16 protein-coding genes are annotated in these 22918 nt (G+C 37.3%); 2 read left to right on the plus strand and 14 right to left on the minus strand.

Annotation, left to right across the window (positions count from 1 at the left end; all coding sequences use genetic code 11):
• Positions 1-8 precede the first annotated feature (8 nt).
• From WHC90_RS04375 to WHC90_RS04405, 7 genes are read right to left on the minus strand one after another with little or no spacing between them, the layout of a single operon-like run.
• Positions 9-911, minus strand: coding sequence for a DMT family transporter (locus WHC90_RS04375; protein ID WP_188597280.1), 903 nt, complete (start codon positions 909-911; stop codon positions 9-11).
• Positions 898-1986, minus strand: coding sequence for an LptF/LptG family permease (locus WHC90_RS04380; protein WP_188597281.1), 1089 nt, complete (start codon positions 1984-1986; stop codon positions 898-900). The genes WHC90_RS04375 and WHC90_RS04380 overlap by 14 nt, the downstream gene beginning before the upstream one ends.
• Position 1987: 1 nt before the next feature.
• On the minus strand, positions 1988-3118 hold the full coding sequence (gene tgt / locus WHC90_RS04385) for a tRNA guanosine(34) transglycosylase Tgt (RefSeq protein WP_188597282.1): 1131 nt from the start codon (positions 3116-3118) through the stop codon (positions 1988-1990).
• Between the two features lie 54 nt (positions 3119-3172).
• On the minus strand, positions 3173-4063 hold the full coding sequence (gene rluF, locus WHC90_RS04390) for a 23S rRNA pseudouridine(2604) synthase RluF (RefSeq protein ID WP_188597283.1): 891 nt from the start codon (positions 4061-4063) through the stop codon (positions 3173-3175).
• Between the two features lie 33 nt (positions 4064-4096).
• On the minus strand, positions 4097-4699 hold the full coding sequence (locus tag WHC90_RS04395; protein WP_188597284.1) for an alpha-ketoglutarate-dependent dioxygenase AlkB family protein: 603 nt from the start codon (positions 4697-4699) through the stop codon (positions 4097-4099).
• Between the two features lie 45 nt (positions 4700-4744).
• Positions 4745-5458 (minus strand): LytR/AlgR family response regulator transcription factor, encoded by a 714-nt coding sequence (locus WHC90_RS04400; RefSeq protein ID WP_188597285.1) that lies wholly within the window; start codon positions 5456-5458, stop codon positions 4745-4747.
• A 4-nt stretch (positions 5459-5462) separates the two neighbouring features.
• Positions 5463-6509 (minus strand): sensor histidine kinase, encoded by a 1047-nt coding sequence (locus tag WHC90_RS04405; protein WP_188597286.1) that lies wholly within the window; start codon positions 6507-6509, stop codon positions 5463-5465.
• Positions 6510-6713: 204 nt separating this feature from the next.
• Between WHC90_RS04405 and WHC90_RS04410 the strand changes: the two genes are divergently transcribed.
• Positions 6714-9116 (plus strand): outer membrane beta-barrel family protein, encoded by a 2403-nt coding sequence (locus WHC90_RS04410; RefSeq protein WP_188597287.1) that lies wholly within the window; start codon positions 6714-6716, stop codon positions 9114-9116.
• A 308-nt stretch (positions 9117-9424) separates the two neighbouring features.
• On the opposite strand, the gene WHC90_RS04415 is transcribed toward WHC90_RS04410, so the two are convergent.
• The 7 genes from WHC90_RS04415 to WHC90_RS04445 form a co-directional block, all read right to left on the minus strand.
• Positions 9425-10069 (minus strand): response regulator transcription factor, encoded by a 645-nt coding sequence (locus tag WHC90_RS04415; protein ID WP_188597288.1) that lies wholly within the window; start codon positions 10067-10069, stop codon positions 9425-9427.
• Positions 10062-11951 carry an ATP-binding protein gene (locus WHC90_RS04420; RefSeq protein WP_188597289.1) on the minus strand — a complete coding sequence of 630 codons (1890 nt, stop codon included), beginning with the start codon at positions 11949-11951 and terminating at the stop codon, positions 10062-10064. Before WHC90_RS04420 ends, WHC90_RS04415 begins: the two co-directional genes overlap by 8 nt.
• A gap of 124 nt (positions 11952-12075) precedes the next feature.
• Complete coding sequence (locus tag WHC90_RS04425) at positions 12076-12498, minus strand: heavy-metal-associated domain-containing protein (protein WP_188597290.1); 423 nt, start codon at positions 12496-12498, stop codon at positions 12076-12078.
• 44 nt (positions 12499-12542) lie between these two features.
• Entirely contained in the window at positions 12543-14270 is a 1728-nt protein-coding gene (locus WHC90_RS04430; protein ID WP_188597291.1) for an efflux RND transporter periplasmic adaptor subunit, read from the minus strand.
• A gap of 3 nt (positions 14271-14273) precedes the next feature.
• Entirely contained in the window at positions 14274-15491 is a 1218-nt protein-coding gene (locus tag WHC90_RS04435; RefSeq protein ID WP_188597292.1) for a TolC family protein, read from the minus strand.
• Complete coding sequence (locus WHC90_RS04440; protein WP_188597293.1) at positions 15481-19197, minus strand: efflux RND transporter permease subunit; 3717 nt, start codon at positions 19195-19197, stop codon at positions 15481-15483. Before WHC90_RS04440 ends, WHC90_RS04435 begins: the two co-directional genes overlap by 11 nt.
• A 93-nt stretch (positions 19198-19290) precedes the next feature.
• The gene (locus WHC90_RS04445; RefSeq protein WP_188597294.1) at positions 19291-19710 is read right to left on the minus strand and encodes an HYC_CC_PP family protein; all 420 of its coding nucleotides are present in this window, start codon (positions 19708-19710) and stop codon (positions 19291-19293) included.
• Between the two features lie 506 nt (positions 19711-20216).
• Between WHC90_RS04445 and WHC90_RS04450 the strand changes: the two genes are divergently transcribed.
• Positions 20217-22904, plus strand: a complete 2688-nt coding sequence (locus WHC90_RS04450; protein ID WP_188597295.1) for a DUF5695 domain-containing protein — start codon at positions 20217-20219, stop codon at positions 22902-22904.
• The last annotated feature ends 14 nt before the right edge of the window (positions 22905-22918 follow it).

A 22918-nucleotide genomic window follows, 5' to 3' on the forward strand; every position in this document is an offset into this window, starting at 1 on the left:
GGTTACTCTTATTTAGAACCCCTTAACTTCTTCTTTAAATATGTTTTGTTTTTTAATAAACCGTTGAGCAAAACTACAAAGATCACAATAGAACCTCCTAAGTAGAAGCCCGGATTCATTTGCTCTTTTTCTCCAAAAATTAACAGAGCAAAAACAATTGCGTATACCGGTTCAAGGTTTACGGTTAGCATAACTGTATAAGGCGTTAAATACTTCATCACCTTAACAGAAACAATAAATGCATAGGCGGTACAAATACTACTTAAGACCAATAAATAAAACCAATCTAAGCCCGAGATATCAAAAAACTGAGCATCAAACCCACCAGAAAACAGCAGGTAAATACTTATAAAACCAGCGCCAAAAAGCAGTTGGTAAAATGAAATCACATCTGGCTCATGAGTTTTAACAGCCAAACCATTTAAAACAGAAAATGTTGCTGATAAGGATGCAGAAATCAAGGCAAGTACGATACCTAAGGTATATTGAGATTCAAAATTAAAAATAATGTACAAGCCTATGACCACAATTAGGCCAAGGATTAACTCTACACTTTTAATTCTGCGTTTGTAAAAAAAGGGCTCTATTAAAGAGGTAAAAAAAGCACCCGTACTCATGGTTACTAGGGCAATTGATACGGTAGAGACTTTTACTGATTTAAAAAAAGTGATCCAATGCAGCGCAATGATAGCACCAATCAAGGCAAATTTAAACAAGGCCTTTCGCTCAACCCTAAAGCGTTTCTTTTTGATGATAAAATAAATCAAAATAAAAACAGCTGCCAACAACATCCTATACCAAACCAAGGGGATTGCATCGATACTAATAAGCGCACCTAATATGGCTGTAAAGCCCCAAATAAAAACGATAAAATGCAGCAAGGCATAGTTCTGTAATTTATTTTCTTGCATTGATATATAGAAATAAAGCCAACAATCCAAAGACCATATTTGGCACCCAAACTGAAAGCAATGAATTTGCACCAGCAACGGCACCTAAGACTTCAGATACTTTTAAAAAGAAAATATAAACAAACATCAACCCAAATCCAACAGCCAAATTAACTCCTGTTCCGCCTCTTCTTTTTCTAAAAGCCAAGGCTACGGCAATGATGGTTAAAAAATAAGAGGCTACTGGCAAACTGGTTCTTTTGTGCAGCTCAACCAAATAGGCATTGAGGTTTTTTACGCCTCTTTTTTTAGAGGTATTGATAAACTCAATCAACTCATCTGATGGCATTTCTTGTGCCAAAGCAGCTTTGTAAACAAAATCTTTGGGCGTAAAAGGGAAAACAGTATCTAAAGTAGCCCCCTTAAAAACACTGTCTTTTGCGTTCTTATTGATTCGTCTAATCTGGTAATTTGAAAGTCTAAACAGGCTGTCTTTATCAATCCATTTAATCAGATCTGCAGTTAGCTTATAAGACAGCGTTAAGCCGTCGTATACTTCTGTAGAAAAATTATACCCGCTGTTATTCCTTAAATCATAGGTCTGCAAATACATATAAGTACTATCACTCAACTGCAAACTAAATTGCTTGACCTGATTGTCACTGTATTTTTTTTTGACCAAGTAGGTATTTTCAAAACCCTTTCTAACCTTACTAGAATTAGGAACCACAAAATGATTCATCAGCAAAGCTAGAAGCGTCACCATGGTTGCACCAAGCATATACGGATATAAAAATCGAGTAAATGAAATTTTTGCATTGTTAATGGCAATAATCTCGGTGTTGTTAGACAGCTTAGAAGTAAAAAAGATGACGGCCACAAACAGCGCCAATGGCATAAAAGTATTGACGTAGTAGATGATAAAATTCAGGTAGTAATCATAAACGATTTCTACCAAAGTAATGGTATCAGAATTTAAAAATTTATCAATTTTCTCAGCAATATCAATAGCCACAGCTATGGGTATCAAGATAAGTAAGGTAAATACAAAAGTTACCAGATACCGTTTTAATATGTAAGAATCAATTATTTTCAAATTACAATCGTTTGTTCATTTGATTGACCATGGTGTTTTTCCATTCGGCAAAATCTCCTGCTAAGATATGTTTTCTTGCTTCACGAGTTAACCAAAGGTAAAAACCAAGGTTGTGAATGGATGCAATCTGTTTTCCAAGCAGTTCATTAGACGCAAACAAATGTCTTAAATAGGCTTTAGAATACAGAGTATCTACAAAAGTAATATCCATAGGATCTAGTGCAGAAAAGTCATTCTCCCACTTTTTATTTTTAATATTGATGGTACCATGCGCTGTAAACAACATACCGTTTCTAGCATTTCTTGTAGGCATTACACAATCAAACATATCAACACCCAAAGCGATGTTCTCTAAAATATTGATAGGAGTCCCTACCCCCATTAAATAACGCGGCTTGTCTTCTGGTAAAATCTCACAAACAACTTCTGTCATTGCATAGAGTTCTTCTGCTGGCTCACCAACAGAAAGTCCACCAATTGCATTTCCTTCAGCACCAACAGAGGCAATGAATTCTGCAGATTGCTTTCTTAAATCTTTATAAGTACTTCCTTGTACAATCGGAAAAAATGCCTGATCGTAATCGTAACGTAATGGTGTTTTTTCTAAGTGAGTTATACAGCGTTTTAACCAGCGATGCGTCATATGCATCGATCGCTTTGCATAATTATAATCACAAGGATAGGGTGTACACTCATCAAATGCCATGATGATATCAGCTCCAATCTTTCGTTGAATTTCCATCACGTTTTCTGGTGTAAAAACATGGTAAGAACCGTCTATATGACTCTTAAACTTTACGCCTTCTTCTTTTATTTTTCTTCTTCCAGAAAGTGAGTACACTTGGTAACCTCCAGAATCTGTTAAGATATTACGATCCCAGTTCATAAATTTATGAAGACCTCCAGCCTGCTCTAAAATATCCGTCTTAGGACGTAAATACAAGTGGTAGGTATTCCCCAAAATAATATCGGGATTGATTTCGTTTTTTAGTTCGGATTGATGTACTCCTTTTACAGTTCCAACAGTTCCTACGGGCATAAAAATAGGAGTTTCTATGGTTCCGTGATCTGTGGTAATAACACCGGCTCTTGCCTTGGTCTTAGGGTCTGTTATTTTTAAGTCAAATTTCATTGTTGCAAAGATACAGTTATTGTAAGAATTGAAACGTTAAAAGATATGGGCTCTTTAACGTTTTCTTTTTCTGTTGGATGATGTCGAGTTTCTGTTATTCTTGGGTGAGTTTTTTCTAAAAGCTGCACTCTTCTTTGTAAAAGCATTTGGCTTTGGCGCTTCCTTTTTTGTGCTGGTTTTCTTTTTGGTCTTAACCGTATTGTCTTTAGAAGCTTCTTCTGTTTTTGAAGAGCTGGCCACCATTTTGTTAATCTCAGAAAGCTCTTGTTCTGTAAGCTCTCTCCAATCTCCAATAGCAAGCTTATCAAGATGGACATTCATTATTCGCGTGCGTTTTAAGCTAAGCACCTCATAGCCCAAATACTCACACATTCTTCTAATCTGACGATTTAAACCTTGGGTCAATACGATTTGAAAGCTATGAGAAGCCAATTTTTTTAGCACACACTTTTTGGTAATGGTTCCTAAAATCGGAATTCCATTGCTCATTTGTTGCAAGAAATCATCGGTGATAGGCTTATCTACAGTAACCACATAATCCTTTTCATGATTGTTACCCGCTCTCAATATTTTATTGACAATATCTCCATCATTGGTCAAGAAAATTAAACCTTCAGAAGGTTTGTCTAAACGACCAATAGGAAAAAGTCTTTCTGGGTGATTGATATAGCGAATGATATTGTCTCTCTCTCTCAAATCTGTGGTGCAAACAATGCCCACGGGTTTGTTAAATGCCAAATACAAGGTTGGTGGTTTTGCCTGTAAAGGGCGCCCGTCAATTTTAACAACATCTCCAGGAAACACTCGGTTACCAAGCTGTGTAAGATTGCCATTAATGGTGACCCTTCCGGCTACAATCAGTTTTTCGGCCTCTCTTCGAGAACAAATCCCGGTGCTACTGATGTATTTGTTAAGATTTATCGATGTTTGACTATTCCGATCCAATGAAAAAAAATTTACTGCAAAGAAATAGAAAATTTAACGAACTATAGTTCTAAAGGTTAAGTTTATTCTGGGGGTTTGAACTTTTTTTGTGGGAGGTAATCTGTGCAACCAATGGGTCTGAGTGCTCCCTTTCATGACCAATAAACTTCCGCTTTCTAAGAGTATATCTACTTTTTGTTTGCGCTCTTTATGCTTAAAAGAAAATTTTCGGGCAGCCCCAAGTGTTAAGGAGGCAATAGCTCCATTTTTTTTCAACATTTTTTCACTATCTGAGTGCCAAGCCATCCCTTCTTCTCCACTGTGATACAGATTGAGAAGGCAAGAGTTATACTGTTGATTGCTCTCCTGCTCTACAATCTTTTTTAGAGCGATTAATGCATCAGTCCAAGGCAAGGCTTGCTTGGTACTGTTTGAGTAAGTATACTCAAAATTGTCATCTGCATACCAGGCTACTTTTCGTTTGGTTTGGATATGCTTTCCAAAAATAACCGCCTCATCGGGTTTCCATAAAATATTTTCTAGCAGCTGCTCATAGTAATACCTAGAGCGCTCAACCGATAGAATTGTACCGTGATAATCAGCTACTCCATCATAAGGAAGAATATTTCTAATACGATCTTGATTAAATAAATCCATAGACCTCAAAGCTAAGAAATCAATCCCAAAAACTCAGAAAACCCATTATAATTTCATCTTCTGAATGGTCTCAAAAAACAGTTTTTTATGAGAATCGCCGATAGGCAAAGCTTTGTTGTTGATATACACAGACAGCGAATCTGTTCTTTGAATATGTGCCAAAGAAACGATATATGATTTGTGCACCTTTACAAACTCTTGGCTGGGCAAAAACTCATCAATACTTTTTAAGGTATTGTTGGTGATTATTTGCTTATCTATCAGATGTATGGCCACATAATTTTTTAAACCTTCTATATAACAAATGTCTTTTACGTAGACCTTTTCAAAATTGTTTTTCCCATCGGTTTTAACAAACAAAAAAGGGTCTTTGTTGGGCTGTTCTTTAATTTCTATAGCTTGTGCATTCTCTTTTACTTTTAACACAGCCTGATAAAAACGTTCAAACTCAAAGGGCTTTAACAAATAATCGACGGCATTGACATTATAACTTTCTATAGCAAACTGCGGATATGCAGTGGTAAAGATGATTTTTGTTTTCCCTTGGATAATTTTAGAGAGTTGAATGCCCGTTAACTCTGGCATCTGAATGTCTAAAAAAACCAAATCAACACCTTCTTGTTCTATATAGCTAAGTGCATCTAAAGAGCTTTTGGTGGCATAGACCAGGTCTAAGAAATCTATTTTGCTGATGTATTTTTCTAGCAATCGAATTGCTGGCGGCTCATCATCAACCAGTAAACATTTAATCTTTTGCATGGTCTTATTTTTTAAATGAGAGTTTTAAATAGGCATGATAAGTAGTTCCTTTTTGCTGATAGGTAAACTCATAACCCGTATTGTAAATGGCCTTTAATCGTTTGTCTAAGTTCTCTTTTCCGATCCCCGTATTGGTGTATTTCTCGGCCTTAGAAAGCTCATTATGAGTGGTCAAGATTAAATGATCTTGCGTAATCTGTATACTCAGCTTGGCAGGTGTTTCTTTTTTATAAGTAACCCCATGTTTAAACATGTTTTCTACAAAATGAATCAATACCAAAGATGGAATCTGTTGATCTGCAATAATCCCTTCTAAGTTAAACTCTAAAAAGAGCGCATCTTCATACCTCTTTTTGTAAAAATAAAGATAGTCTTCTATAAATTGAATCTCTTTTTGCAAGGGCATAAAATCATGTTGCGCTTCATAAGTTACATAGCGCAAAAGCTCTGACAAACGATAAATGTCTTTTGCTGTTTTGGGTTGGGTATCTACAAGATCAGTATAAAAAGAATTAAGTGTATTAAACAAGAAATGCGGTTCTAATTGAGATTTTAAGAAGCTTAACTCTGCTTTCTTTTGCTCAATTTCTAATAAATGCAACTTGTTTTTATTCTCTATATACTCAAAAAGCAGATATAAAGAAGTGCTAAACATGATTGCCTTGATGGCAAAATAAGAGTTGTCAAAAGTATAGTAGATAAAGTTCCTAGAATCGTCAAAATAATTGTGCAATCCAGTTATTTTATAAATAATCACCTCATCAAACACATAGCGAAGCCCTGCAAAAACAAAGGTCATCCCCAGTACAGCAATCGCAAACAAAAACAGTTTCTTTTTTGAGAGCGTCTGCTTACAGACTAGTAAATAATTAAGACTGTAAATACTAAAAAAAGGAATATAAAGCGCCAAAATACGAAGGTTAGACGGATACTTAAAATTTTTAAGAAATCCATCCAAACCATTGTATACATAATCTCCATAAAAATCCATCCCAATAATAATGAGTGCGATTAGGAGGTGTATCTTCCACTGTTGTTGTTTCAAATTCATGAGGTAAAAATATACATTAATAATACAGTATCCCAGAATTTTGTATCAACCGCCCATTTCTTTACACAAACAGATAAAAACAGCAATATCATTAAAAAGTATTGGCTTTTTTAGGGTTGATGGAATAAAATAAGGCGTTGATGTAGTCTCTATTTTTAAGAACTCCTTTACAAATACTTTAGCTGAAAATAAAAAACGACACCCATGAAAAAATTACACATTATGCTTATTTGCTTTTTCGTAGCTTATCAAGTTCAAGCACAAAAAATCACCGTTAAAGGAACTGTTGTCTCAGCAGAAGACAATGAAACTCTTATGGCCGCAGCCATTACTGTGTTTAACGCTAAAACTGATGCTTTTATACACTACGCTTACGCAGATGAAGCTGGTAATTATGAACTTCGTATAGAAAAAACTGCTTTTTATATCAAAGCAGATTTATTGGGATACAAAACCTATATCTCAAAACCTATCAACCCAACAACTTCTGTTATAGAGCACGCAATCCGCATGCAAGAAGATCGTACAGAACTTGAAGAAGTAGTTATCTTACAAAAACAAAGAACTCTAAAAATGAGTGGTGATAAAATGACTATTAATATTGAGAGAGCTGGTTTAGGAATCGGGAATGATGGGTTACAAACCTTAACCAAGCTACCAGGAATTCGTTTAGACAAAGATGAGAACATTGTTTTTAGAGGCAACTCAAATCTTCAGATATTAATAGATGGCAAGCCTTCACTTTTTAGCGGAGGGGATCTAAAACTATTTCTTAAAACGCTCAGTGGAGACAATATCAAATCAGTAGAACTTATTGCCAACCCATCTGCCAAATACAGTGCTGCAGGAAGTGGTGGAATCTTAAACATCAAATTAAAAAAAGGAGTCAATACAGGCTTAACAGGAAATATTAGAAGCTCAGTGGGCTATGCAGAGTTTATTAAAAACAGCAACGGACTAAACCTCTATCACAATTCAGAAAAATGGAACCTCAATCTGGGATTGAATTCAAATTACAATGAAAGCACCAACCACAGAAAAGTGGTCCAAACCATTAATGAGCCAGGTAAAACAACTGTTTTAGAGCAGTTTAATGATTGGTATCCAAAAAGCAATAGCTATACCGGTACTTTTGGTGTCTCATATGCATTAACTAAAAACAGTCAGTTAGGAAGCTCATTTAATTACAATAGCTATCTAAGTGATGCCATCACAGAAGGAAAAACCAATGAAATAGAAAATGATCAGTTTTTGCGTTATACACTTTTAGAGACCAGTGAGTACCAAAAGAACAAACGATTAACAGGAAATCTTTACTATAGCTTTGTTTCTGATAGTTTAGACACAAAACTAGATGCTCAAATAAACCTTGCCAACTACAACAAGCAAGGAAACAGAATCACCAGCAATCAATATTACTTGGCAAACAGCAACAATCAATACCAACCAGCGTCTGTAATTAGAAACAGCAATCCTACTCAGGTACAGATTGTAAACACAACTGTTGATTTGGAGAAAAAAATAAACCCTAACTTTAACCTAGAAACAGGGCTAAAATACAGTTATGTTCACAATGATTATGATCTGCGTTTAGAAGATAAAAACAATGCAGGCATCTTTGTACCCAACACCAATCGCAGCAATCATTTAATCTATAAGGAATCGATTTTTGCAGGATATGGAATCGCAAATCTTAGCCGTAACAACTGGAACTTTCAACTAGGACTAAGAGCAGAACACATGGCTTACGATGCCTTTTCTAAAACAGCAAACACCACAAACAAAGATTCGTACACCTCTTGGTTTCCTTCGTTTAGCATCAACAGAAATGCAGATGACAACCAATACAAATTTTCATATAGCAAACGAATAGAAAGGCCTCGTTACCTAAACTTAAATCCATTTTTTGAGTATATAGACACCTACAATGTGCAAGTGGGTAACCCAAACCTACAACCAGCTTTTACAGATGCTTTTGAGCTAACCTGGGTTCGAAAATACAAAACGGCACTTTCTGTATTTGCCAATTTAACTCAGGGAGAAATGTATCAAATTGTATCGTATGATGAGGCTACAAAAATCACCACCTTGTATGTAGATAATATAGGAAAATCAAAAAGCATAGGTCTTTCTTTTAACACCAGCTTTAGCCCAACTGATTGGTGGGAGCTACAGGTAAACACAGAAGTTTCTTATGCACAAGCAACCTCTACGATACCGGGCTATGCCTTTAATGAAAGCGGTGCAAATTTTTATGGAAACCTCAGTCAATCGTTTCGTTTTAAAAATGATTTAAGCTTTACTTGGACCAGTTTTTACTCAAAAAACGGGAACTACGGGAACAGTGAATTTTTACCAGCCTACGATATGTCTTTTGGAATGAGAAAAGAATTTTTAAACAAGCAACTTATTTTAAACATCACTGCTCAAGACGTTTTAAAAGAAAATCAGTGGAGACAAATTACCACCCAAAACAATGTAAGTACAAATTGGACCAACCAATGGGAAACCAGAAAATTTACACTTGCTTTAACTTATAATTTTGGAGCTGGAAAAAAGAAAAAAATAAAGTCTGCCAACTTAGCTAATGAGCAAAACAGGCTGTAGTATTAGTCAAAAAAAACCTCACAACATTACGTTGTGAGGTAACGACTAAAAGAAGTCTAGGGGAATTTCTTTAGGTTGCATAAGTAAGATCAATAATACCCCCATTGATGTTTAAAATACAGTTAAAAATATTCTAAATAGTTTCCCTATGCTAACTTTTGGTCTGATATCTAATTTTTCAATAGCAATTTTGTTATGCAATTTTGTTGGGTAAATGTATCCTCTTTACTTGGCTTCTGAAATACGTAGGAAAAACAATTACTACGTAGGGTTACGTAATAGTGCTAGCTCTTATTTTTATAAAAAATTCAGATAGACTCTAGCAAATCTTGATTTTCTTTAATCCAAACAGTCAAAGGGTCAGCGCCAGTTGGCAGCTCTAATTTTGCAATAATATTAGATCGGTGTTTTTCTACAGTTCTAGTAGAAATTGATAAGGTTTCTGCAATTTCTTTGGTTGATTTATCTAAGGCAATCAATCGTACGATGGTTCTTTCTGATGGTGATAAAAATTTAATTTTTTCTATCTGAGGAGAAACTTCATTTCTAAAGACCTCATCAAAAATTGGGCTGGCGTAAAATTTATCTTTTAAAACAGCTTTGATGCATTTTTTAATTTCACTAAAAGGCTCATCTTTTAATAAATAACCAGAAATATTGAGCTTTTTTGCCTTTAAAATAAAGCCCTTTTCTTTGTAAGAAGTAAGTACTATAAACTTTGTATCCAAGGATTCATTCTGACATTTTTTGATCACTTCAAAACCTGTTAAAATGGGCATGTTAATATCTAGAATGGCAATCGTCGGTTTTTTAGCAACGATGGCTTCTAAGGCCTGAGCTCCATTTGTGGCGCCCTCAAGCACTTCATATTTCAAATCCAATAATTCTGTGATCAATCCTTTTAAAAGCAAAGGATGGTCATCAGCAACAAGTATACGTATGTTATTATTCATTTTTTATCGGTATCGAAAACAGAAAACTGGTTCCATTATTTAATCGGCTATCAATAGAAAGATTACCGTTCATTATTTTAATTCGTTCAAAAATAGTTTTTAACCCCAAACTATTCTTCTTTTTACTGTCATTTACATCAAAGCCCTTTCCATTATCAGAAATTAAACTCACAATCTGCGTCCCTTCTTTTTTAATATTAACAGTCACAGATTTTGCCTTTGCATGCTTTACGATGTTGGTTAAACACTCCTGGATAAGCCTGTAGTAATTTAAGCTAGTATTGTCTGTAAAATAGGCATCAATATTGTCTATATCCATAGAGAAAAACAGCTCAGACTCTTCATCATAATCATTAATCAACTGTTCTATACTCTCTGTTAAACCCAATTGATTTAACAAGGCAGGATATAGTCCTCTAGAAATGCTTCTAACCTCTTCTAAAGTGGCATTGGTTAGTTTGGTAATCTCGTCTTGGTTAAGATTCTGCGATTTCTTTTTGATCAGCGTTAGTTGCTGCCCAACACTATCGTGCAGTTCTCTGGCAATCCGAACACGCTCATCCTCTTGAGACACCAACAGGTTTTGAGAAAATTGCTCCTGTAGTAATTTTTCTTTTTGGGTTGTTTTTTTAGAGCGATATAAGACAAAAATACTAAAGAAAGACAAGAGCCCTAGACCTCCAAAAATCATCCATTGGCTCTTTAGTTTATTTTTAGAATCTAAAAGAGCAATGTCACTTTCTTGGGCTTGTATGGTTAGGTTTTTCTTTTCTGTTTCGTACGCTATGGCAAGCTCATTAATACTCTTTATTTTTTCGATAGAAAAGATACTATCCTCTAGTTTTTGGTATTTTTTTAAACTGACCATCGCACTTTTGTAGTTGCCTAATTTTGATTCGATATCCGATAAGATATAATAGGCATATCGCTCCTGATGAATGCTATATCCGTTAGCAAAACTTATGGCTTTTAAGGCATACTCCTTGGCTTTGGCTAGCTTATTCATTGAGATATAGGTCTCAGAAATATCGTTGCAGGTATGTGCAGCACTGGTGTATCTATTTTGCTCAATTTTTATGGGCAATGCCATAAATAAATATTCTAGAGACTCTTGGTAGTTGCCCAATCTTCGATACGATGAACCGATATTCCCTAAAAAAACAGATTCACTTCTTCTGATTCCTAAATTTCTGGCCTTTTCTAAGCCTATTTTAAAAGTCTCGATAGCCTTCAAAATTAGGGTATTGTCATCGCTAGAACTCCCCTCTTTCTGATAACAGGCTCCTAAATTTGTAAGGGTAAACATAATATCGCGCTCACTCTTTAAATCGATATAAATTTCCATTGCCTGATTAAAGTTGGCTCTCGCCTTTTTATAATCAGCAGTTAACAAGTACAACTCGCCAATTCTTGACAAATTGTCTCCGATGCCTTTTGCATTCTGAATGCTTTCTTCAAACGCTAATGCCTTAAAAAAACTCTCAAAAGCCTTATCAAATTGAGAAAGAGATGCATAGCAGTCTCCTAAGTTAAAATAGCTCTGGGTAATGGCCTTTTGATTGTTTAAAGAAGTAAAAATGGATAGGGCTTTTTGCAAAACGATCACCCCAAGAGAAGGCTCGCTCTTTTTTTGATAATACGCGCCTTTGTATAAGTAGCCGTATGCAATTAAAGACTCATCTTTAAGTTCTTGGGCTTTTTTAAAACCCTTATTGATCAAGTCAAATCCTTGTTCATAATCATTTTCTGCATACAATTTTTGCCCATCAATATACAAGGCCTCTATTTGGGTAGCCTGATCATTATTTTGGGATTGAGCTTTGTCTTGAGCAGGCATAACCTCAATCATAAAAAAAAGAACAATGAAGAATAGTTGTTTCACTCCATAAAATTTTAAAGCATAAACTTATAATTTTTTAATGGATAAATGAGAAAATAATATAAAAAAGCGCTGAAAAACAGCGCTTTTTAAACTAAATATTAATTTATAAAACTCATTTAGAGTTCTAGTGAGTATCTGTATTTGTAGCATCAGCAGTTAAACTCATCTCCATGCTGTGATCGTATTTACAACAAGCAGGCAAGTTGTTATATGAGTCTAAACTCCCTTGCATACTTTCTGTATCATAGCCAGCTGCTGCAATTGCTTTTTGTACAGCCATGGCATCGGTTTTGCTTGAATCAAAAGAAAGCTCAACCTTCTTTTTATCAACATCCCAAGTAGCTTTGGCAACTCCTGGCACTGCATTGGCAGCTTTCTCAATGGTAGTCTTACACATACCACAGTTTCCTCTTACTCCAAAATTGGCCGTTGCGTTTGCAATAACTTCCGTTTTAACAGGAGTATTCTCTGTTTCTTTTTTTTCTGATTTACAAGCTGTAAATCCAATCGCAGCAATCAAGGCTGCACTTAGTACTAATTTTCTCATGATTTAATTATTTACTGGTTAAAATTATAATGGTACTCTTATTCTTAATTAATGATTTCTTTTACTTCCCCACAGTTTAACATGGCAGCTCCATAATAAGGATTCTTAACGGCGGCATCTAGACTTAACCAATAGGCACCTTTGTCATTGTTTGCCATGGGGCAAAATTGTTTGTAAACTTTTTTCTGAATGCCAAACAGCTGAACTGCATTGATCATATTGTTAGACAACTGTCTAAATTCATTTCGTTGCACCCCAAGATCATCGCTGTTTAAAATAAGATTGGCAGCCGTTTTCATGTGTTTGGCATAGCCCATCCATTGGGTATGATCACTGGAGCTGGTCAGTAAATTCATAGACACTTTAGAAAGCGCATTTAAGAAAGGTTCTGCTTCTACTGCCGTTACCGCCTTGTCTAAAACCAACGCATCTTTAAGTTGTATGTATGCGTTAAAAGCAACTGCTAACTGCTGTTGAAATTCAGCCGAAACCTCTTTGCGCTCTAATCCTGCTATAGGGCTGTCCTTGCTGTTGACAGCTGCACTGTTCTCTTGCTGATTCATCATAGATTTTTTGCCCTGTAACTGAGCTGCTGCATCTACGGTAAAAGTTCCGTTGGTTACAATCTCATCACCAGTATTTAAACCAGAGATTACGGGATAACTATTGCCTGATTGCAGCCCCAATTGCACTTCTCTCAACTCAAACACAGGTGTTTCTGCTGCGGTTTTTAAATAGACCACAGAGCGCTTTCCTGTCCATAGAACTGCGGTGGTAGGTATGCTGATTTCAGTGTTTTTTGAGGTATCTAAAAGCGCAACTCCTTCTACAAACATGCCTGGTTTTAATAGTTCATCTTTATTTTGCAAGACCACTCTCATGGCAACGGTTCGGGTTTTGCTATCTAAAGCAGGTTGAATAAATGCAATGCTTGCCTGATAGGTCTTGTTTGGAAATGCCTGAGTCCCGACCGCTATTTTTTGGCCTACACTAAACTGCCCTAATTGACGCTCATACAGATCAAATACTGCCCAAACGCTTTGCAATTTGGCCAGCTTAAAAATGGGCATTCCATTGGCAATATGGCCTCCTTGATTTACAAAAATTTCTGAAACCGTTCCAGAGGCATGTGCATACAGCGTAAAACTGTTTTTAATAACACCGGTTCTAATAATTTCATCCAATTGATTTTGATGAATTTCCCAATTCTTAAACTTGTTTTGCACTGCCTTATATAAATTTGGCTGTTCTGCTCTAAGGGCATAAGCGGTTAAAAGTTCCTGCTGTGCATTGACCAACTCTGCAGAATAGACCTCAGCCACTGCCTGCCCTTTTTTAATTTTCTCGCCCACAAAATTGATAAATAGTTTTTCTACCCGTCCATTGTAATGAGCAGAAAGCGTCTCAGTGGTCTCTTCGTTTTCTACAATCTTTCCTGTAATTTTTAAGGAGTTCGATTGCTCGGCGTTTTGCCCAACCACACTCGTTTGAATATTGGCCAAGGCCATGGCGTTGTTTGTCAATTTAAATTGATGGATAGACAGTCCATCAGCGTTTGCCTCTGCAACAATAAGATCCATACCACAAATTGGGCAATCGCCAGCTTCTGGCTGCATAATCTGTGGATGCATGGAGCAGGTCCAGAATTCATTTTTAGCAGTGGCTTCCTCGTGATCTGGATGCGTTTGATTGCTTGATGAGCTTCCAAAAAACCACCAACCCAACAAAAGTCCAAAGGCTAGTATGGCTATATACGTACTATATTTTTTCATGATTTATTTGCTTAAATAATTAATAATGGTCGTTTGCACAAAAAAGCTTTTGACCGCTTCTATCTGATTGGTCTGAAACTGCAATTGCAGTTCTTGAATCTCCAAGACCTCTTTAAAATTGACCGTTCCTGTTTCGTAATTTTGCAGCAATAGTTTTTCGGCACTTTTTGCCTGTTCGCTGTTTTTTACCTGGGTCTCATAGCGTATTCTAGCGACTACTCGATTGGTTTTTGCCGTTTCTAACAAGGTTTTTAAGGCATTTAAGCGCTCTTGTTTTTCTGATATAATTTCATGCTGTTTTAACTCATTTTGCAGCGTTTTAGAATGGTATTTTTTATTAAAAATCGGAATCGAAAGCGAAACCATCGGCATAAAAACATCTTTTCCGTTGTCATTTAGGTTGGCAACTGGCAGCTTAGAAATGGCAATATAATCGAGCCCAAAACCAATCATGGGTTTGTTTTCTTTTTGATTGACCAGCTCTGATTTTATGACAGATTGATACAGCTTATCATACTTTAACAACTCTGGATGTACCCCTAATTTTTTATTGGTGAGTAGTACCTCTTCTTTGGGCAACTCCATCACTTCTGGAATTTGTATCGGAGTTTCTTTAGCTCTGTTTAGCAATAAATTTAAAGCCGCTTGTTGAGCCCTAAAATTCTGATCCAAAACCAAGGCCAACTGCTGTAGCTCATTTTGTCGCATTTGCAAACGCAGAACATCTACCGCCGATGCTTTAGAAACTTCTATGGCTTTGAGCGCCAATTTTTCATAAATGACTAATAAGGCCTTGTTTTCTTTGACAACTTTCTGCTTGGCTTTAATGGCTAACAAGGTATAGTACTGCTCAGAAATACTGGCTATCAGTTTTCTTTTGGCTATCTGAATATCCTCATAACTCACTTCGGCCAAAGACTGGCTATAGGCCTCTCTAGAACTAATAGATCCAAACCACGGTATCATTTGTTTAACAGAAACCTTAAGGCGCTGAGGCCCTGTTTTGGTTTCTGGTTCACTTACAAAATAACCAAAGCCAAATTCTGTATTGGGCAGGCTGTTTGCCTCGTTCTTTTTCTCAGAAACACCTAAATACTTTAGTTCAAATTTTTGCAAGCTCGGACTGTTTTCTACCCCAATCTTTAGGAGGCTTTCCAAGTCTTGCCCCTGCACAATTTGAAGTGCAAACAGGCAACATAATAAAATGATTTTAGTTTTCATGGATGTCTTTTTTAAGTTTTATTTCTTGTCTAAAACTGTACAGTACAGGAACCACAAACAAGCTAATGAGCGCTACCAGCATTCCTCCAAAACTTGGAATGGCCATGGGGATCATAATATCACTCCCTCTTCCGGTTGATGTCAATACAGGCAATAAAGCCAAGATGGTGGTCGCCGTAGTCATTAAACAAGGTCTGATTCTTTTTTCTCCCGCTTCTACAATGGCCGCTCTAATCTCTTTTACAGAGCTTGGTTTGTTTTTATCGAAGGTCTGTGTTAGATAGGTAGCCATGACTACACCATCATCGGTTGCTATTCCAAACAGGGCTATAAAACCAACCCAAACCGCCACACTTAAATTAACAGTGTGCATTTGGAAAATCTCTCGAAGGTTAGCCCCAAAGAAATCTAGGTTTAAAAACCAATCCTGACCATAGAGCCACAAAAGGATAAATCCTCCAGAGAATGCCACCGCGATTCCTGAGAAAACCATCAATGAAGTGGCCACAGATTTAAACTGAAAATACAGGATCAAAAAGATGATGCTCAAAGCCAAAGGCACTACAATTACCAAAGTCTTTTCTGCTCGTAACTGATTTTCATAGGTCCCTGTAAATTGATAATTAATCCCTTTCGGAACCGCAAGTTTACCAGAATCTATGGCAGCTTGAATCTTTTCTTGAGCCGCCTCTACAACAGAGACCTCTGCATAGCCATCCAACTTATCAAACAGCACATAGCCCACTAAAAAAGTGTCCTCGCTCTTGATTACTTGAGGTCCTTGCTCATATCTAATGCTTGCCAAATCAGAAAGTGGCACAGGATTGCCCTGGGCTACAGGAATGTAAATCTTTCCTAGATCTGCTGGGTTGGCTCTTAGTTCTCTTGGGTATCGAACCCTTACTGCATAGCGTTCTCTTCCTTCTACCGTTTGCGTAAGGGCCATCCCTCCTACGGCAACTTTTAAGACGTTTTGCACATCTTGGATTCGAATGCCATAGCGGGCAATTTTCTCTCTATCTATATCGATGAGTAAATAGGGTTTCCCCACAATTCTATCGGCAAAAACAGCCGATACCTTTACCCCTTCTACCTCTTTTAAAATGCCTTCTAATTGCACTCCAAAAGCTTCTATTTTTTTAAGATCTTGCCCTTTTACTTTGATTCCCATGGGTGCTCTCATTCCAGTTTGCAACATCACCAAGCGAGTTTCTATGGGCTGTAGTTTCGGTGCAGAAGTAACCCCTGGCAATTTGGTGGCATTTACAATAGCTGTCCAAATATCATCGGGTGATTTGATCTCTGGTCGCCAGTTTCTAAAAAACTCACCAGAAGCATCCTCTTGCAACTGAACATCTAAATTGATGGCCTTTCTACGCTCCCAATTTGTTGGGTCTAGTGTCCCTCCATTTTTTAAGACAAAATGCCCATCGGCGTTAACCTTATAGCGTTGTTTGTGCCCTGCTGTATGAAGCCTGTATTCTGATTTGTATTGAATAATATTCTCATACATGGATAAGGGAGCAGGATCTAAGGCTGATTCTGTTCGGCCTGCTTTTCCTACTACGGTTTCAATTTCTGGTATCCCAGCTACCGCCATATCCAATTGCTGCAAGACGCGTTTGTTTTCTTCGACACCTGCATGCGGCATCGATGTTGGCATCAACAAAAAGGATCCTTCATTTAAAGAAGGCATAAATTCTTTTCCTGTGTTTTTCATGATTAAAAAACCGGCAATTACTATGGCAAACGGCAGGCTTAAAAAGAGGATCTTATTGGCTAGTGCCCACTGTAAAATCCGTACATAATACTGTCTAAACAAGGTAAAGACTGCCAGCAATCCAAAACAAATAAGGGCCACAAAGAGCAGGTTCCAAACAAAATGCTGTTCTAAGCCCAGTGGTCTCCAATAATTGGCTAATAAAAATACGATGGCAATGGCAATGGCAGAATTTTGACTGCGATTGGCCCAAAATGCGGAGAGTTTTCCTTGAAGTTTTAACAGTGCAATGATGCCAAAAATAAGAAGCACCAAGCCCAACCAGTAACCAAAAACAAGTCCTGTAATCCCAATGAGTATTAGTGCTATTTGCAGCAGGTATTGACTGGTTTTTTTAAGTGATTTTTTCTGAAATAAAAAGGCTGCAAAAGGAGGAATCAAAAACAGGGCCACCAAGATGGCTGCAATCAGCGCAAAGGTTTTGGTAAAGGCCAAAGGTCTAAAGAGTTTTCCTTCTGCTCCTAATAATGTAAAGACAGGAATAAAACTAATAATGGTGGTGAGCACCGCCGTAATAATGGCTCCTGATACTTCTGTGGTTGCTGTATAAACGATGTTGTTTACTGATGGTTTTGGCTGCTGCTTTTTTGATGCATCCAAATGCCTTAAAATATTTTCAGAGAGGATGACGCCCACATCTACCATGGTTCCAATGGCAATGGCGATCCCAGATAAGGCAACGATGTTTGCATCGACCTTAAAAAAGTGCATGGCAATAAAAACCATTAGCACCGCCACAGGCAACAGTCCTGCAATAAGCATGGAGGCTCTTAAATTAAAGACCATAACCACAATAACCAACATGGTGATTAAAATCTCCAAACTAAGCGCCTCGTTTAACGTTCCTAGGGTTTCATTTATCAAGACTGTCCGATCATAAAAAGGAACAATGGTTAACTGTGAAGTTCGACCATCAGACAAAAGTTTAGAGGGCAAGCCTGCACTGAGCTCTGCAATTTTTTCTTTTACATTGCCTATAACTTCCATGGGATTAGCTCCGTACCTGGCAACCACAACAGCACCAACCACCTCAGCTCCTTCTTTGTCTAAGATACCTCTTCGCTCTGCTGGTCCTAAAGATACCTTTGCCAAATCTTTGATGCGGATGGCCGTAAAATCTGTGGCAGTAACCACCGCATCTTCTAAATCTGAAATAGATTTTACATAGCCCAAACCTCGCACCAAATACTCTACCTTATTAATCTCTATGGTCTGTGCTCCAATATCTGTATTGCTCTCTTTAACCGCTTTGACTATCTCATCTAATGATACTTTATACTGACGCATCAGCTCTGGATCTACATCAATCTGATACTCCTGTACATAGCCACCAATAGAGGCCACTTCGGCAACGCCACTAGCAGAAGACAGCGCATATTTTACATAGTAATCCTGAATGCTTCTCAGCTCTTGCAGATCCCAACCGCCGGTTACCTGTCCTTGGGCATCTCTACCTTCTAGGGTATACCAAAATATCTGACCCAAACCTGTGGCATCAGGACCTAAAGCGGGTTGTACCTCTGCGGGCAATAAACCACTGGGCAGCGAGTTTAGCTTTTCTAAAATTCGACTGCGACTCCAATAAAACTCAATGTCTTCTTCAAATATGATATAGATGCTAGACAGCCCAAACATAGAAGAGCTTCTGATGGTTTTAACCCCAGGAATCCCCAGCAAGGCACTGGTTAACGGATAGCTAATCTGATCTTCAATATCTTGTGGTGAGCGACCAGCCCACTTGGTAAAAACTATCTGTTGGTTCTCACCAATATCTGGAATTGCATCAACGGCTACGGGGTTTCTAGGCAAGAAACCTGTATCCCATTGAAAAGGTGCGTGTACAGTTCCCCAAGCTAAAAAAAGAACCAATAGCAGGGCTGCGACGACTTTATTTTCTATTAAAAATTTAATGCATTTATGAAGCATAAAAAAACAATTTTAAACACGATACAATACTCCTGTGCTAGACAGAAGCCTTTAGGTTCTCATGGCAAAGCCAAAAGAAAAATCGGTTTAAAATCAAATTAAAAAAACGTCATCCAATAACTGGATGTCCCTGACCAATAAGGGCGGACGGTATGCTGTGGTAAGAATTGGGTCTTTCGCTTCTAACTTAAAAGCAGCTATATAGCTTAAGAAAAAAGCAGCAACAAAGTCTTGCTGTTCTAGGGTAAATTGGCTAAAACTTGCTTGGAGATCATCCTGTCCTTGAACAATTTGCACCACATCGGTACAGCAAGAATCTTTGACAGTGGCACAAACGCCCTGAGGCATGGCTGTATCCATCCCCATCATGCAAGTGTCTGCTTTTACAAACCAAGCCACATCTTGTAGCTCATCGCCACAATAATGCTCGTTAATGGTAAATGACAAGGTAGAGAACAGCACCAAAAGTGCCAATCCCATAGAAACCATATTTTTTACCAAGCCTTTTAACATAAAAACAAAATTACAAAAATTGATTGAGATACAGTATATAAAAATACATACAAGATCAAAAATGGCTGAACATTATATTAAAATCACCACTAAATGACCTCATTAAACAAAACAAAGATAAGATACTATTAGCTTTAGATAATATTACACCAATTGATTTGAGAGTTATTGGCTAGTTTTATCTTTTAATTTTTGTGGGCGCTTGTGCTCAAAAATATAAGTGTATATTTTACACTAATAGATTTTTTTGTATCTTTCGCTTCAGAAAAAACAACAACCGTTTACGATGAAACGACTTAAAGACATTAGTATTTACCTTATTCTAATCAGTACTGCATTGTGCTACGTAGACTCCTATATACAAATTACTGATAGTAAGAATAAAATTATCTTAACTTTAAAAAAAGAATCAGTTACAAAAAACCTGACTGATTCATATTTCTGGGTTTAGAAGGGCAACAGAAAAAAATATAATCAACCTATTAATCGCGCATAAAACAGACAGCATGAAGATTTTTAAACAGTATGGAATTTTAATTATTTTACTAAGCAGCTTTGCTAGTTTGCAAGCGCAAGGTTATTGGGGACGAATAGAAAAACAAGAGCCGACTTTGGGAATTGCTCAAGTATATCAGAAATTTAACACCACTCATTTTCAATTAAAACTGGTAAAAGAATCACAAACTGTTGCAGGCTTGAGACCCAGTAAAAACACAAATTTTGATTTTACACCTAGTGATCGTTTAGAGATTAGAGACAAGGATGGCCTTTATCATTTGGGCGATATCAATTTACGCATCAGAGAAACCAATGCCCACTGGAAAAGCTATTCTACAGCAAGCAAACGCGGCAAAGTAACTCCAATAGGCACCTCTAAAAACACCTTGGCGGCTGCAGACTTAGCCAACACCTTGCCCAGAGATATTCCTGTACAAATAAAACGCTATTATGAAATGGACGGTGCGCACTTGGTGATGCGTTTCGAAATCACAAACAAAACATCTCAACCTATAGAAATTGGCGCCCTTGGAATTCCGATGATCTTTAACAACATACTTGAAGGAAAATCATTAGTAGAAACCCATGCCCAAAATGTATTTTTTGATCCTTATATTGGGATGGATGCTGGCTATTTAGAAGTAAAACGTTTAAACGGTGAAGGGCCGGCCCTATTGGTTTTACCTAAAGAAAATATGGCTTTTGAAGCCTACAGACCACTTTTAGATGATCCTACTCCAAGAAGCATCGTCTTTGAAGGATTTCATGAATGGATGTCCTACAGCAAGGCTTATGCTGATAATGAGTGGAAAGGCGCTCAACAATGGAACCAACCACGTTCTTTGACTTTGGCTGCAGGAGCTTCTAAAAACTTTTCTTTAAAATTTGTGTTGAGTGAAGGAATTAAAAAAATTCAAGAAACCCTAATTGAAGAAAAGCAACCCGTAGCAATAGGAGTTCCTGGTTATGTGATTCCAATGGATGTTAATGCACACTTATTTTTAAATGCTCAAAGTGAGGTTGCCGCTTTTGAGATCAGTCCAAAAGGAGCTTTGACCATTGAGGCAGAAGGCTCTAAAACCAATGGCTTTCAAAAATACCGTATCCACGGAAAAAAATGGGGAAGAGCTCGATTGACCATCCAATACAAAGATGGAAAAACACAGACTGTAAATTATAAGATTATTAAAGCAGAAACCGAAGTTATCAAAGATTTTGGACATTTTTTAACTACCAAGCAATGGTTTGACACCCCTAATGATCCCTTTAAAAGAAATCCATCTGTGATTAGTTATGACTATGAAACCAAGCAACAGGTTACGCAAGATAGTAGAGCTTGGATTAGTGGATTAAGTGATGAAGGTGGTGCTGGTGGTTGGCTTGCAGCCATCATGAAACAATTGATTCAGCCTGACAAATCAGAAATAAAAAAATTAGAACAGTTTGTAGACCAAACACTTTGGGGACAAATTCAATACAGTGAAGGTGACTTCAAGTACGGAGTTAAAAAGAGTATTTTTTACTACGAACCTGATTCACTTCCTAAAGGAACTTACAGCGATAAAATTAATTACAAAACTTGGGCTGCTTGGAACCACAAACACGCCAATGACCGAGGTAGATCTTACAATTATCCACATGTTGCTGCGGCCTACTGGACCTTATATCGACTGTCAAGATACCATCAAGGTTTGGTAGAAAATAAAACCTGGGATTGGTATTTAAAAAATGCTTACCAAACAGCAGTTGCCATGGTAGATCAGGCTCCGTATTATGCTCAATTTGGTCAGATGGAAGGCTCGGTGTTTTTAAAGATTCTTGAAGATTTAAAAAACGAAGGACTTACAGTAATGGCTATTGATCTAGAAGCTAGAATGCGTAAAAGAGCCGATCATTGGCGGGCACTTGATTATCCTTTTGGAAGTGAAATGCCATGGGATTCAACCGGGCAAGAAGAGGTGTATATGTGGTCAGATTATTTTGGTTACGATTACAAAGCTCAAGTAACTTTGCATGCTATTTTGGCTTATATGCCTACAATGCCACACTGGGCTTACAACGGAAACGCTCGTCGTTATTGGGATTTCTTATACGGAGGAAAACTCTCTCGTGTAGAACGACAAATTCATCATTATGGGTCTTCTTTAAATGCCATTCCTGTTTTGCAAGCCTATAGAAAAAAAGGTGATGACCTTTATTTATTACGCGTAGGATATGGTGGTCTTTTAGGTGGTATTTCTAATATTACGCAAGATGGTTTTGGTCCTGCTGCTTTTCATTCTTTTCCATCGACTTTAGAGATCGATTACCTCTCTGGGGATTACGGATCTGGTTTTTACGGTTATGCAGTAAACACAGCTTCTTTTATTACGCATGACAAACAATTGGGCTGGTTGGCCTTTGGCGGAAACTTGGTTAAAAAAGGAGACCTCATAGAAACCAGTATCACCACGGCAGCTAAAAATAAGGTATACATCGCTCCAATACAATTGTGGTGTACCTTAGACGCAGGGAGTTTTGAAAAGGTGCGCTATAATAGCAAAACAAAAAGCACAGAACTTATCTTAGGAGCAAAAAGCAGCACAGCGCCCTTTGCCTATTTAAGAGTTCCAGAAAATATTGAGCTTCCGTATCCAAAAGTTCGAGGCGCATATAAAATCCCTTTAGAAACTAGATCAATCAGTATAAAATTTTAAGAGGTTTAGCGAGT

The organism is Polaribacter pacificus, assembly GCF_038024035.1.
GTDB classification, from domain to species: Bacteria; Bacteroidota; Bacteroidia; order Flavobacteriales; family Flavobacteriaceae; genus Polaribacter; species Polaribacter pacificus.

Excerpts from the sequence above, each read along its gene's own strand:
- WHC90_RS04410 (WP_188597287.1), top strand. The coding sequence starts at position 6,714 with ATGAAAAAATTACACATTATGCTTATTTGCTTTTTCGTAGCTTATCAA.
- tgt (WP_188597282.1), bottom strand. The coding sequence starts at position 3,118 with ATGAAATTTGACTTAAAAATAACAGACCCTAAGACCAAGGCAAGAGCC.
- WHC90_RS04375 (WP_188597280.1), bottom strand. The coding sequence starts at position 911 with ATGCAAGAAAATAAATTACAGAACTATGCCTTGCTGCATTTTATCGTT.
- WHC90_RS04435 (WP_188597292.1), bottom strand. The coding sequence starts at position 15,491 with ATGAAAACTAAAATCATTTTATTATGTTGCCTGTTTGCACTTCAAATT.
- WHC90_RS04425 (WP_188597290.1), bottom strand. The coding sequence starts at position 12,498 with ATGAGAAAATTAGTACTAAGTGCAGCCTTGATTGCTGCGATTGGATTT.
- WHC90_RS04405 (WP_188597286.1), bottom strand. The coding sequence starts at position 6,509 with ATGAATTTGAAACAACAACAGTGGAAGATACACCTCCTAATCGCACTC.
- WHC90_RS04400 (WP_188597285.1), bottom strand. The coding sequence starts at position 5,458 with ATGCAAAAGATTAAATGTTTACTGGTTGATGATGAGCCGCCAGCAATT.
- WHC90_RS04430 (WP_188597291.1), bottom strand. The coding sequence starts at position 14,270 with ATGAAAAAATATAGTACGTATATAGCCATACTAGCCTTTGGACTTTTG.
- WHC90_RS04415 (WP_188597288.1), bottom strand. The coding sequence starts at position 10,069 with ATGAATAATAACATACGTATACTTGTTGCTGATGACCATCCTTTGCTT.
- WHC90_RS04450 (WP_188597295.1), top strand. The coding sequence starts at position 20,217 with ATGAAGATTTTTAAACAGTATGGAATTTTAATTATTTTACTAAGCAGC.
- WHC90_RS04440 (WP_188597293.1), bottom strand. The coding sequence starts at position 19,197 with ATGCTTCATAAATGCATTAAATTTTTAATAGAAAATAAAGTCGTCGCA.
- WHC90_RS04395 (WP_188597284.1), bottom strand. The coding sequence starts at position 4,699 with ATGGATTTATTTAATCAAGATCGTATTAGAAATATTCTTCCTTATGAT.
- WHC90_RS04445 (WP_188597294.1), bottom strand. The coding sequence starts at position 19,710 with ATGTTAAAAGGCTTGGTAAAAAATATGGTTTCTATGGGATTGGCACTT.